The 14,347-nt window shown below is 58.9% G+C and carries 2 protein-coding genes, 2 rRNA genes and 2 other annotated features; all 4 genes read right to left on the bottom strand.

Annotated elements, in window-relative coordinates:
- Nucleotides 1-1,748 precede the first annotated feature (1,748 nt).
- Nucleotides 1,749-1,904, bottom strand: a sequence feature (23S ribosomal RNA rRNA prediction is too short).
- A gap of 86 nt (nucleotides 1,905-1,990) precedes the next feature.
- Nucleotides 1,991-2,728: a sequence feature (23S ribosomal RNA rRNA prediction is too short), on the bottom strand.
- Between the two features lie 692 nt (nucleotides 2,729-3,420).
- Nucleotides 3,421-6,327, bottom strand: coding sequence for an RNA-directed DNA polymerase (locus ACOERD_RS28570; RefSeq protein WP_419741269.1), 2,907 nt, complete (start codon nucleotides 6,325-6,327; stop codon nucleotides 3,421-3,423).
- A 593-nt stretch (nucleotides 6,328-6,920) separates the two neighbouring features.
- Nucleotides 6,921-10,142: ribosomal RNA gene (locus ACOERD_RS28575) — 23S ribosomal RNA — on the bottom strand.
- A gap of 216 nt (nucleotides 10,143-10,358) precedes the next feature.
- Nucleotides 10,359-10,532 (bottom strand): hypothetical protein, encoded by a 174-nt coding sequence (locus ACOERD_RS28580; RefSeq protein WP_419737893.1) that lies wholly within the window; start codon nucleotides 10,530-10,532, stop codon nucleotides 10,359-10,361.
- Between the two features lie 545 nt (nucleotides 10,533-11,077).
- Nucleotides 11,078-13,407 (bottom strand): 16S ribosomal RNA (locus ACOERD_RS28585).
- Together the 16S and 23S rRNA genes form the textbook arrangement of a ribosomal RNA operon.
- Between the last annotated feature and the right edge of the window lie 940 nt (nucleotides 13,408-14,347).

Raw genomic sequence — 14,347 nt, forward strand, 5'->3', positions numbered from 1 at the left:
CGACCGAAAATCGCCTCGAGGTCCATTGGGACCCACTTCGTTTTTCGTGCGAGCAAATTGCGACGACGCAGGTCGCGGCCCAGCGTCGCACTTCGATGTCGATCGCAACTCCGGCTCTTGCCTTTCGTCTGCCCGAAGTCACCTCGCTCGTCGGCTCCGGCCTTTGCTCCGTTTTCTACTTCGGCTCTTGCCGTTCGCACTGTCTCTGTTTGCCCGAAGTCTCCGACCCCGGCTTTCGCCTTCTTTCTCGCCGAAGCTTCCGACCTCGGCTCTTTGCCTTTGCCTTTGCCTTTGCCTTTGCCTTTGCCTTTCCTTTTCTCTCTGACCGAGATCTCCGACCTCGGCTCCGACCTTTGCACCGTCTTTCGACCGAAGTCTCCGACCTCGACTCCGGCCTTCGCACCGTCTCTCTGCCCGAAGTCTCTCCGACCTCGGCTCCGGCCTTCGCACCGTCTCTCTGCCCGAAGTCTCTCCGACCTCGGCTCCGGCCTTCGCACCGTCTCTCTGCCCGAAGTCTCTCCGACCTCGGCTCCCGCCTTCGCACCGTCTCTTTGCCCGAGATCTCCGACCTCGGCTCCGACCTTTGCACCGTCTTTCGACCGAAGTCTCCGACCTCGACTCCGGCCTTCGCACCGTCTCTCTGCCCGAAGTCTCTCCGACCTCGGCTCCGGCCTTCGCACCGTCTCTCTGCCCGAAGTCTCTCCGACCTCGGCTCCCGCCTTCGCACCGTCTCTCTGCCCGAAGTCTCCGACCTCGGCTCCGGACCTCCTCCGGCCTTCGCACCGTCTCTCTGCCCGAAGTCTCCGACCTCGGCTCCCGCCTTCGCACCGTCTCTCTGCCCGAAGTCTCCGACCTCGGCTCCCGCCTTCGCACCGTCTCTTTCGCCCGAAGTCTCCCACCTCGGTTCACCGTCTTTCGCACCGAAGTCTCCGACCTCGACCGGCCTTCGCACCGTCTCTCTGCCCGAAGTCTCTCCGACCTCTCCGACCTCGGCTCCGCTCCCGCCTTCGCACCGTCTCTCTGCCCGAAGTCTCCGACCTCGGCTCCCGCCTTCGCACCGTCTCTCTGCCCGAAGTCTCCGACCTCGGCTCCCGCCTTCGCACCGTCTCTTTCGCCGAAGTCTCCCACCTCGGTTCCGGCCTTCGCACCGTCTCTTTGCTTGAAGTCTCCGACCTCGGCTCCGACCTTTGCACCGTCTTTCGACCGAAGTCTCCGACCTCGACTCCGGCCTTCGCACCGTCTCTTTGCCCGAGATCTCCGACCTCGGCGTTCTCACCGTCTCTTTCGACCGAAGTCTCCCACCTCGGCTCCGGCTCCTTGTCCGAGGTCTCTCGACCTCGGTTCGCTTCTCTTTTTTTCGCGGGACTTCGCGTCGTGGCAGCGGCGGCTTTTTTTTGATCGCCTCTGCGCGCTCCGCCGCTGCCGAAACCGTCGAAGTGCGCGCTCGAGAGGCGCGATCGTGTGAGACCTTCGGGGCTCTCTCAACGCTTCGCGATCGCCATGCCGCTCAGGCGAGAACGAGACCCCGGCCTCCTCGCCGCTCGTCTGGCGGCGATCTTCTTGTCTGTCGATATTCAGTCCACGATTCGAGAATCGAGCTGTCCGGCCGCTCGCCTGATGGCCGACGGCCGTCGCGGGCCGCCGACCGGCACCGAGCCGGACGTGAGTGGTTCGAGCACCGACGTCCGCAGGACGCCGGCTATCTGTCGCCCCGTCGGGGACAAGCGACCGACATTCCGCGAGGTCGAGGATCGCACTTTTTCGGTTCGGATTCCGACTTAGAGGCGTTCAGCCGTAATCCGACAGACGGTAGCTTCGCGCCATCGGCCCGTCGACCGAGCACGCGTACCAAACGTTTGAGGCTGTGGTTCCTCTCGTACTGAACAGCATTGCCGTCACCATCCTCGACGGAGTTGCCGACGCGCGAGCCGAGACCCGCGCGCCGCAGCGACTTCGCGCTTCGTTAGCACCAGTGTGGTCTTTGCCGATTGAATCGGTAGGGTAAAACTAACCTGTCTCACGACGGTCTAAACCCAGCTCACGTTCCCTGTTAGCGGGTGAACAATCCGACGCTTGGCGAATTCTGCTTCGCAATGATAGGAAGAGCCGACATCGAAGGATCAAAAAGCAACGTCGCTTCGGACGCTTGGCTGCCACAAGCCAGTTATCCCCACGGTAGTTTTTCGAACACCTCTCGCCGTTGCGCCCGACGATGAGCCCCGCCGCTTTGTGGCCCGGCGAAGAGACACGCGCGAGCCGGCAAACGGGGCTTCATAAACTTTCCAGCACGAAAGGATCGTTAGGCCGTGCTTTCGCAGTCGTTATTTGCACTGAAGATTTCGATCGACCGGGCTTTTGCCCTTATGTTCTGCACGAGATTTCCGTTCGCGATGAGCCCGACTTGGGATGCCTGCGTTATTCTTTGACAGATGTACCGCCCCAGTCAAACTCCCGTTCCGGGAGTGTCCGTCGCGTCGGAGACGAGCCGCTCGACCGGCCGCGCCCCGCCAGGGAGACGCGACCGCGCGGCCCGCTTGCGCGCTTTCATCGTACGTTCGTTTGCCTTCGACGTTAGCAGAGAGGTGCGATCGGAGTAGTGGTGTTGCACTGCGACTGACGTCTCCCACTTACTCTTTACCTCCGTCGCACCTTCACAGTCTCGCGTGACTAGAGTCAAATTCAACAGGGTCTTCTTTCCCCGCCGATCCGCCCAAGCCCGTTCCCTTGGCTGTGGGTTCGCTAGAGAGCAGCCAGGGACAGTGGGAATCTCGTTCATCCATTCATGCACGTCACTAATCAGATGACGAGGCATTTGGCTATTTAATGGTCTCAGTTCGTCTTCATATGACCAACCGTTGGTGATGTTCCGGCGGAGATACTCCGAACCGAGACAATATTTCGGACTTCGGGAATGACTCCCTGGGTCCCGTACCCATCAGCCGACGACAGCTCGATCGACCCCAGATCGATCACTCACTTAGTCCTTCCAACGCGACGTGCTTCGACTTAACTCCGATGTTAGGAGAAGGAGCACGCCGAGTGCAACCTTCAGTTCCGGATCTCAAACGACTAAAGGCGACACAGCCCCTCTCAGGGACGAAGTCCGGGGTAAACTTCACCCTGGGCGTTTTGCTCTTTCAACGCCATTTGTGACTGTGAATTGCCACGACGGGGCGTCGCGGTAGCCCTTCGGGCATTGATTCACGTGCCACGGGGACTAGGCCCTCTTTTGCGAGTGAGCAGGCTGGTCTTCTTTGCCTGCGCATGTGCATCGCCTGCATTCATAACTCGACTGGCAATTACGCCATCTTTTTCACATCGCGACGTCAGTTTGTCAATTAGCTGGGATCGACCAGCCTCTGATGTTCAACATCCACCAAGATCTAATCCCTTCTCATTAGATCGACCCCAGCTCCTTGGCTAGGTCTTATTCCGACTTTTCCTTCTCAGCTTTCGAGGGGACTTCCAGCCCATGAACCATTTGAAGATGGCCCACGAGCCTTCGATCGCCCTCGTCTGCATGAGTTGCACTTCTCCGGGCCCAAGGCCCATTGCCGACAACTTGGCTGCCATTTGCTGTGTAATGGCCCCTCTCGCTCCGACGATGACTCCATCAAATTCCAGGTCATTACAACCCAGGTATTTCCGGAAACCATCGCCGTGTGGTGCATATTTCGTGATCTTGTCCTTTCTAGCGGTGGCAAGCCGCTTTCGCGAAGTCTCGTATGGGACATGTGCATCCAAAATCAGGCCCTTGCCATCTTTCTTTGCACAGAGGTCCGGTCTCAACACTTGATCTTGTTCGGGAGACACGATTCTCGGTTCATTCAGCACCACATGTCCATTCTTCCGGAGCCTTTTCTTCACTACATCGAGCACCATATTATGGCGTCGAATCCGCATACGAGTCGTTGTCCGGCAGTTTTGAAGGATATGAGATATAGTCTCACCACCCTCTCCACATGCTCGGCAAGATGGTATCGACTTCCCCCTCCCTCGTACCATAGTCTCACCACAAGGTAGAGTTTGGGTTCGCAGCATGCTTGCGAATATAAAGACTCCGCCGCAACGTCTCCTGTCGCAGAGTCCGTCACGTTGCCATCTACAGTTCAGCCGACCGGTAAAAGCTTCAGCGCCGCGGCCTTGAGTGGACTTGCGCCATCGATCCCAACGAAACTGGTTGAGAGAGGCGCGCCGCGCGCAGGGATCGAGGCCTCGGGTACGCACCAAGTTCCGCTCGAAAGCGGAGATCTCGGCTCCCCAAAGACCAGCGTCAACTATCGATTTCACATGCGTGTCGGAGGTCTGGGACATTCCGTCCCTTAGCCGCACTTTCGCCAGATAGGTCACCTCCGTAACGTTTGGGATTCCAAGGCCTCCCATTCGTATCGGGAGGTGGATCCACTCCTTTGAGAGATTGGCGGGGCTGTGCAGGATCTTACATACAGCCCTCCTCACATGACGGTCTAATTTCTGGCATGTTTCAATCGAAACTCGTCCCAAGGCTAATCGGTATCTCCACCTTGGCAATATGAAGGATCGAATAAATTCGATCTTCTGCTTCGGCTTCAAAGCCGATCCCACCAGGCGAGTCGTGTCGCATTTGCCTTGCTCCGCAAGGACCTTTCCAATTCCCCCGGCCCCAAACTGGATGCCGAGATATCTTGTGGAGCCGTCAGGCCCCACTGTGGGAAGATCGATATCACCCACTCTGAGAAATGGTTTCGTCACAATACGAAGCTGCTTTTTCGACCCCACTTTTTTGAGCCCCACTGAATAGGACTTCCGTGGGTTTATTTTCATCCCACGTTGAGACATAAATGTCTCGGTCTTCTTCAGAAGACACTCAATTCCGGTCAGCGATTCACTTACCAACACCAAGTCATCGGCGAAGGCCATAATCGAAATCGGGGAGGCGTTCCGCCGTCTGTATCCTAGGCGAGGATCCAACTCGTCCACAAGCTCGTCCATCACTATATTAAATAGCAACGGGGAAAGCGAGCAGCCTTGCTTCACCCCACTTCGGATTTCTATCTCGGTCGTCTCTGATCTTCCGTTCGAGATTCGCGTGGACGCTCCATCATAGAGCTCCTTTACAACTTCAATGAAGTGTTCCGGGCAACTTTGACGTCGCAGTCCTCGAAACAAGAGGACATGGTTTACCGAATCGAAAGCCTTCGCTAGATCCAGGAACACCACAAAGATGCTCCGGTTTCTTGTCCGAGCTTCACGAAGCAATCCGTGAAGCAGAATTATGTGCTCAGCACAACCTTCTACCTCTCTGAACGCCTTTTGGAGTGGGTTCAGCTCAACCACGCCCTTCAACCGCCGAGCCAGGATCTTCGTATAGAGGCGGATCAAATGGGAACCGATAGTAATCGGTCTCCAATTCCCCACCTCCTCAGTCCGATCCTTCGTCTTTGGGATCAGGGTAGTGCGGCATCGCTTCGTCCACTGAGGTGTCCGCCCAGCTGCCAACCAGCAGGAATAGATCAGAGCCAAAACCGAAGCTCCGACCCTTCTCAAATCCCTGACCGAAATGCCATCTGGTCCGCCTGCGGAGTGCGCCTTCTGATCTTTCAAAGCAACACCCACCTCTTCGGGTGTGATCGGGTCTAACAATCTGTCTTCGCAACCTTTTTCGATGTTTACCTTCATCTTCATCGTCATAGAAGGGCTACTGATAGCCTTCTCAGAGAACCTTTCTCTGTAGACCCGTTCAACCTGCCCGATGGCAGGCGGTCTCGGATTGATCGCCCCATCATCCAAGAGGACCTTCGCAAGGCCCCTTCGATCCTTCCGCCACATTTCTTGAGTCGTGCGATAGCGTACTTGCCTCCGCTGCCTCCCACTGAGTTGAGAGTCACGCCAGTCTTTAAGTTCAGGCCTTCCACTCTTTCGCATCCTTTCCTTGAATAGGAATGGGTACGATTGTCTTAAGACCTGGTCTAGCTCTTCCACTGACGACTGTGGCCATCCTTGTGCGTGTCCCTTGCAGGCACACTCGAAAAACTCGAGATACTTGGAGTCGCCTTCCTTCATAAACGACTTCAAAGTATCACACAGAGAGGGTTGCGGGACGGGTGACAGTTCCTCCATGAGGTTCTGGCCCGTTTGTTCCCTCGCTAGCTTAAAGTCTTGCACAAGCTCTTTGTACTTTGCCTGCTTGCGCATCTGGCGGATTTGCTCACTCGTTCGTTCGATTACCTTTTGCGCAGCAAGAGCTTTATTGATGAATCGGGTGGTTGGAGGTAGTTCCACCTCAGCTTCGGCGAGGATTACGAGTTCAGCATCTTCGTATCCTCTTCGTTTGCGATTGTCTTCCACTTCCAATCGCCTATGAAACACTTCGGGATGCTTTGCCTTCATATGTTGGCTAAGCCCCCTCTGGGAATCATATCCCGAGCTGCAAAGCTCACATCGGAATTCGAATATTCTCCCCGATGTGCTGGCTATTTGGCCCCGGCAGCGAGCAAAGTGACAGCTCACCTGGGTCAGACGCTCGAATTTCTTCTTACACTTCCCACAAGTGTAGCCGACAACGCTCTTACCGTGTACTTCAATCCAGTGCCGGTTCGCGTCCTTACTCGAGGAGCAATTTACATCGCATCTCGGGCATCTCAGCTTGCCAGAACCTTCATAAAGCACGTCGAGTTCGCCTCTGATCACGTCTTGGGCGCAATCATTTTTGCACCCAGTCAAATTCCTTTCCGATCCGTCATTAGTAACCGTCCCAGTATTTTTCCTTCTTCTTGTCGTAATCAGTGTTTTTCTTAGGCCGTTAGGGGGATTGGCCCCAACGGCCGCACCGATGCGGTTGCTAGGCACGCCCTTTCAGGCCTCACCAGAGTGCCTCAATGACTTAGCTTCGCCCTTTAGCGTCTTCCGTCACCGGAATCGGCCTACAGAGGCCGGCCGACAAATGAAACCCACCATCATTGCGCCCGACCCCCACACAGGGGTACTGAGCTCTCTCACCGAGCATGTACCGACTTATCCGCCATCACGATGCGTCCATGCTAACTCTTCAAGGTGTCATCCGACCCTCGTCACTCGACGTAACAGAGAGTCTATTAAGAGAGTCATAGTTACTCCCGCCGTTTACCCGCGCTTGTTCGAACTTCTTCACTTTGACATTCAGAGCACTGGGCAGAAATCACGTTGCGTCAACACCGGCCGACGGCCGTCGCATTGCTCTGTTTTAATTAAACAGTCGGATTCCCCTTGTCCGTTTTCAGTTCTTGATCGATACTTGTTGCACGATGCACCGCCGATCTTCCCTCGCGCTCGCTTGCCGCTTTCGCCGTCCGCTCGCCGCTCGCGCAAAACCGCCTCGGTCCCCGCGAAGGGACGTTCGAACGATAGTGCGCTCGCGATCTCGCCTTCGGCGTCCGGGCGCACGAGCCGAAAGTCAGGCTCGATCAGTGCGTATCTCGAGAGCCAATCCTTTTTCCGAAGTTACGGATCGATTTTGCCGACTTCCCTTGTCTGCATTGTTCGTTATCGGCCAGAGGCTACTCGCCTCGGAGACCTGCTGCGGTCGATCGGTACGCGCTCGCACGAGATTCAACTGCACTTGCCCGGATTTTCACGGGACGGCTCGGAGGCACCGGACGACGCCCAGCACGGACGTCGCTTTTCGGCCGCGCCGCCCACCGCTTCTCCGCTCGACGCGATTCCGCGGTCGACGTACTTCTGGCGACCTTACCAAGAAAAGAGAGCTCTTCCCGGGCTCCTGAGTCATCGTCTCCGGGGGTGTTTGCGTCGCCGCCAGGCCCCGGACCGCGCGAACGGCCCGAAGGCAAATCTCCGTGTCGAGGCTCGGGAATCGATGCCCGATTCCCTTTCGGTCGGCCAGGGACGCGCGCGCGCGCACCGAGTCGCGCTCGCCGTCCCCGCTGTGTCGCGGCACCTCGCCGCCACCCTCAGGCGCGGCTACACCACGATCGATCGACGTTCGCGTGGAACCCTTCTCCACTTCGGCCTTCGAGGGTTTCGCTTGAATGTTTGCTACTACCACCAAGATCTGCACCGCCGACCGCTCCGGCCGAGCTCGCGCCCCGGCCTTCGACGCGATCGGCGCGCCCGCCTACTCGAACGGGCGTGCGTCGCACGTTCGCTGTCGTGTCTCGTCGTGCACGCGTTCGACGGAGCACGGGCCCGACGCTCCAGCGCCATCCATTTTCAGGGCCGATCGATTCGGCAGGTGAGTCGTTACACATTCCTTAGCGGTTGCCGACTTCCATGGCCACCGACCTGCTGTCTCTATCGATCGACACCTTTTGTGGGCTCTGATGAGCGTCGCGTCGGGCGCCTTGTCTCCGCGTTCGGTTCATCCCGCATCGCCAGTCCTGCTTACCAAGAGTGGCCCACTCGGCAAAAGAAATCGTCGTCCGCCGGCGGCCTTTTTCCGGCTTCGCGAAGGCGCTCGGCCGTTCACGAATTGCGCAACGCTTCTGCTTTTTGCGCGCCTTCCCGTCGCTTGCCAATTGAAAGTTCGAGAATAGGTCGAGGACTTTTCGTCCCCGATCGATTGGCTTCTGCTACGTTTTCCGAGCAACTGAGCTCAACCTCTAATCGTTCGCTTTACCAGACACGATTTCGCGTTCCCTTGCCGGCTATCCTGAGGGAAACTTCGGCGGGAACCAGCTATTAGAAGGTTCGATTGGTCTTTCGCCCCTACGCTTAGGTCGGACGATCGATTTGCACGTCAGAATCGCGGCGGCCTTCCACCGGACTTTCGTCCGGCTTCGGCCTGCCCGAGCGTAGTTCACCATCTTTCGGGTCCTTGCAAATGCACTTCGGTTAGAGCCGCGCTTTGTCGCGCCTCCGAAGAGACGCGGTACGCGACCCCACTTTCGATCCGGCCCGCTGCCGACGTCGGCCGGCCAGCGGCTTCTCGTTTGCTCGCCTTCGCTTCGCATCGAGGCTTTTCGTTCGTTCGTTTCTCTTTGCTTGCGCATGCGTTAGACTCCTCGGTCCGTGTTTCAAGACGGGTCGCCAGGGCCGCAGCCGAATGAGCCGCGGACTGAGCGTCGTTCAGAGACGCCGATCCTCTCTCCCAGACCCGAGCGAGACTTCGGAAGCTCGCGTCGCCGAACGCCGCGCGAAGGCGACAGACGGTTTCGTGACGGAGCGACTTCGGTCCCGAGCACCTCGAGCCGGTCGCGGCCTTCTTCGGCGACGGTCAACGACGGCCGCAAAACACAAAGCTTCGCGGCCGAGCGACCGGGCCGAACGCCGGCTCGCCCTCGCGGTTTCTTTTCCTTCGGACGGTTTCGCGTTCTCTTTGACTCTCTCTTCAGAGTCCTTTTCAACTTTCCCTCGCGGTACTTGTTCGCTGTCGGTCTCGCGGTCGGTGTCGAGCCTCGGATGGGGCGAACCACCCGGCTTCGGGCTGCGTTCTCAAACGACCCGACTCTCGAACCGACGCGCCGTTTCGACCTCGCGGCTCGCGCGCGATGCGGGCCCGACACCCTCGCTGGGCCGGATCCGATCGGGGAGAGTTGCGCGCGCTCGCCTCTCGGCCTACTTCGACTGCCGCCGGTCCTTGCGCCACATGTCGACGGCCGTCCTCTCGGTCGGCCGGATTCGGCGCTAGGCTCTGTTCGCTTTTCCACGATCGTCGTTTCGCTTCACTCGCCGTTACTGAGAAAACCCCAGTTGGTTTCTTTTTCCACCGCTTAGTAATATGCTTAAATTCGGCGGGTAGTCCCGCCCGACCTCAGGTCTCGTTTTTCGGCAGGCAGATTTCAGCTCAGTTGTTCCCTCTTCGAGTCGAGTCGGCACATTTCGTTTCCTGTTTACCATCGCTGTCGCCGCTCGCTCTCTCGCACGGTTTCATGTATATAATCTCGAGCCCGATCGCTTAAAACACGTCGCGCTTCCGTGCTCTGCCGCATCTCGCATGCTCGGATCGGTGCGCTGCACCACGGCGACCGCCGGCATTTTGTTACTTCACGATTCTGTAGAGACCCTGAGGCGGACGAGGCCCCGTGATTATCGTAAGGCGAAGCCGTAATGCACGTTCAGATTGTCGACGATCAATGTACTTTGCAAATCACACCACTTCTCGCAGCTTGCTGCGTCCTTCATCGACCCGCGAGCCGAGTGGTCCACCGTCAGAAGTGATCGAGTCTTTTCTTTTCGGTTCTGCCGTCTTTCGAGTGTTTGCTACTTTTCGTGTTTCGACCGACCGCGTGCTCGCCCCGAGCCCCGCGGTCCTTTCCCCAACGACATGGCGGTCGTGCGCAGCTTTTTTTGACGTTACCCGGCTTTTTCTTCGGGGTCGACTCGACGCCACCGAAGGCGTCGTGCCGCCCGCTGCGCGGGGATTCTGTTCCACCATCTTTCGGATGTTAGCAGCATTCTTTCGGCGACTCGGCGTCAGGAACGCCGTGCCACACTCGCTTCTCGATGATCTCGCCGTCTGCCGCCTGCTGCATTGATCGAATCTTCGGCGAGCATCGCGTGTGAACAATCAATCCTGTTTTCGGTAAGCGACGTTCTTTTTGCGACTTGCGCCGCTTCATTGGAGCTCGTCGACCGCCGCGAACCGTCCGTCAATTCGCCGACGAGCTCCGTGAGCAACCATCTTTCGGGTGTTAGCAGCATTCTTTTCGATCTCGATGATCTCGCCGTCCGCCGCCGCCTGCTGCATCGATCGTATCTTCGGCGAGCATCGCGCGTGAACAATCCGACTTCGAGGTGAACGGCGTTCTCTTTGCGACTCTCGCCGCTTTTCCGAGCTCGTCGGCCGCCGCGCACCGTCCGTCAATTCGCCGACGAGCTTCTTTCGTTCGCAGTGTTCCTTTCGATCGCCGCGCCGCGTGCTCGCCCCGAGCCCCGCGCGCTCTCGATTCGCCTTCCGTCCGTCCGTCCGTCCGTCCGTCCCCTGCGACACGGCGGTCGCGCGCGCAGCCATCTCTCTGCGCGGGGACTTTCTTTTCGAGTCTCGTTCGCAGTGTTCTTTTCGATCGTCGCGCAGCGTGCTCGCCCCGAGCCCCGCCTTTCGCGCGTGTGAGTCTCGTTCGTTCTTTTTGGCTCGCTCGCCTCGAGCGCAGCAGCACCTCGGTATCTCGGTAATGATCCTTCCGCAGGTTCACCTACGGAAACCTTGTTACGACTTTTACTTCCTCTAAGCGCTCGAGTTCGATCGCCTTTTCGGCCGGCGCCGACCCGCGGGCTCGCGCCCGCGGAAGTGCGGCGGTCGATCGATCGGACGACCTCGCTAGAACGCTCGATCGGTAGTAGCGACGGGCGGTGTGTACAAAGGGCAGGGACGCAGTCGGCGCGAGATGATGACTCGCGCCTACTGGGAATTCCTGGTTCGAGAGAAATACTTTCAAGCCTCTGTCCCGACTACGATCGGGTTTCGTTTGGTTTCACGAGCCTCTCGGCCCGCGGACCATCTCGCGACGGACGCGCGCGAACGCGCCCGCGCACGAGACCGACGGCGCTGCGTCGTTCCGGTCCTCTTGCTGCTCCGACCATTGTAGCACGCGTGCGGCCCCGAACATCGAAGGGCATCACAGACCTGTTATCGCTCGATCTCGTGCGGCTTAACCGCCGCCGGTCCTTCTGAGAATACTTTAGCGTCCGCGCACGGAGTCCGTGCGGCCGGACGCGACCCGATCGCAGTCTGGCGACGCGCGGCGCTGACGACCCCCGCGAAGGAGCCGCCGCAAGACCCGCGAGTCGCGCAGCATCGGGCTCGCATACATGAGTAAATTCGAGTCTCGTTCGTTATCGGAATCAACCAGACGAATCGTTCCACGAACTAAGAACGGCCATGCACCACCATCCGCTAAATCGAGAAAGAGCTTTCAATCTGTCAATCCTCGTAACGTCCGGGCCGGGTGAGTTTCCCCGCGTTGAGTCAAATTAAGCCGCAGGCTCCACTCCTGGTGGTGCCCTTCCGTCAATTCCTTCAAGTTTCAGCTTTGCAACCATACTTCCCCCGGAACCCGAAGACTCCGGTTTCCCTCCCGGCACGGCCACCCCGACATGCCCGATCCCTCGGCCGGCGTGCGACGCGCGGACTCGCAAGACCGCCTCCGCGACGGGAGACGCGCGAGCGCCGGCGTGCAGCGCGCGACCGGACGAGATCTTTGAATACGTGGGCGACCATGCGGTCGGCATCGTTTACGGTCGGAACTACGACGGTATCTGATCGTCTTCGAACCTCCGACTTTCGCTCTTGATTAAGGAAAACGTCCTTGGCAGACGCCTTCGCTTCTGTTCGTCTTGCGCCGATCCACGGATTTCACCCCTCCCGGCACAGTACGAATGCCCCCGTCCGTCCCTCTTGATCATTGCCACGCGCACATATCTCGACGCCGGCGGCGGAGCCGCGGCCGTCTTCCGTTGTACCATGCACGACTGTTCTCGGTCGACTTCGAACCTCGCGGCCCGAGTCTTTGCTTATCGTCGACCTGCCCTGATCGCTTCAATTTCTTCAGGGCAACCTGCGAACGACTCTCGACGTGCAACTTCCATCGAGATGGGAGCCACGCCGGCCGTCCGCGCTCGGGCTCGCGCGAACGCGCCCTCTCGGAACGCGCCCGCCGAGCGCACCGTCTTTCGTTTCGTTCGCGACGCGCGGCCTTTCGGCCGGCGCGCGAGCGGCGAAAAGCTTAATTCCAACTACGAGCTTTTCAACCGCAACAACATGAGCATACGCTTTCGGAGCTGGAATTACCGCGGCTGCTGGCACCAGACTTGCCCTCCGATCGATACTCGCACGACACGCGCCCAAGCGGCCGAACGCCTCTCGACGCCCGACCGTTGAACGGAACGACTTCAGTGTTTTGAGCTGCGCTCATTTCGATTGTCGGCGCCCGTCGAGGCCCGGCATCGGTATTTCTCGTCACTACCTCTCAGAGTCTGAAATGGGTAATTTGCGCGCCTGCTGCCTTCCTTGGAAGTGGCAGCCGTTTCTCAGGCTCCCTCTCCGGAATCGAACCCTGATTCCCCGTCACCCGTGAGAACCTCGGTAGGCCGAGACCTTACCGACAACAGTTGATAGGTCAGACGCTCGAGTGGTTCGTCGCCCGATCTCCAACGGACCGGCGATCAGCACGAAAAGTTATCCAGAGTCACCACGATCGACGGACGCCGGCCGACGCACCGGGCCGCGAAGCCCGGGGACGCCGACGCCCGGCCGACGTGCGGTCTGATAAATGCACGCCTCCCGAAGTCGGCGCTCGCTTGCATGTATTAGCTCTAGCTTTTCCACGGTTATCCACCTTTGACGACTCTCGTCGCCGCACGACCACGTAGACCACGACTGATTTAATGAGCCTTTCGCAGTGTCGTCGCGTCGAAGCGCGCGACTCGTACTTGCACTTGCATGGCTTAGTCTTTGAGACGAGCATATACTCCTGGCAGGATCAACCAGGTAAATTAGCCTCGTTTTCGGGCTTTTTCGCTGCTCCGTTCTCGCGGCGATTCGCTCGCCGCCGAGACCTTACGCCGCGGACTCTTCCCCCTCCAAGAGCCGGGCGCTCGCCTTCGGTGCCGCGCCTGCGCGCTCGTTTTTCCGCTGCTCGGACGACTGGCGACGGGCCGCCTGCGAGCTGTTGTTCGAACCAGCTTGTATCTCGATTTTCTCCCGGCGTTCGTTCGTCCGGCCGCTCGATGCGACATCCTTGCTTGGGGTTTCGCAATCCGATCGGCCATCCGCCGCTCACATACGTCTCTTTTCCGGCCGGCGTTCGTCCGGCCGCTCGATGCAACATCCTTGTGTGGGCTTTCGCAATCCGATCGGCCATCCGCCGCTCACATACGTCTCTTTTCCGGCCGGCGTTCGTCCGGCCGCTCGATGCAACATCCTTGTGTGGGCTTTCGCAATCCGATCGGCCATCCGCCGCTCACATTGGTCTCTTTTCCGGCCGGCGTTCGTCCGGCCGCTCGCTCTGTTCGTTACACATTATCCTTCTCGCGAGCTTTTCGCAATCCGATCCGCCGTGCGCCGCACGGCCACCCGCCTCACTCGGTCGTCACGTTTCGAGCCGGCGTTCGTCCGGCCGCTCGCTCTGTTCGTTACACATTATCCTTCTCGCGAGCTTTTCGCAATCCGATCCGCCGTGCGTCGCACGGCCATCCGCCTCACTCGGTCGTCACGTTTCGGGCCGGCGTTCGTCCGGCCGCTCGCTCTGTTCGTTACACATTATCCTTCTCGCGAGCTTTTCGCAATCCGATCCGCCGTCCGTTTTTTCGATCCTGGCTCGAAGCCAACGAACCTTTTCTCGGTGAGCCGCACGTCGCCGTCGAATGCCGGCCAGCTCTCGTCACATTGAAAAATCGATCGGCGATCGCGGTCGGACTGCCGTACGCGCACGGACAA

It is taken from the genome of Ruegeria sp. (assembly GCF_965199275.1).
In the GTDB taxonomy this organism is placed as follows: Bacteria; Pseudomonadota; Alphaproteobacteria; order Rhodobacterales; family Rhodobacteraceae; genus Ruegeria.

What these genes read in the sequence shown, in the direction of transcription:
- ACOERD_RS28580 (WP_419737893.1), bottom strand. Translation starts at nt 10,532, where the DNA reads ATGAAGCGGCGCAAGTCGCAAAAAGAACGTCGCTTACCGAAAACAGGA.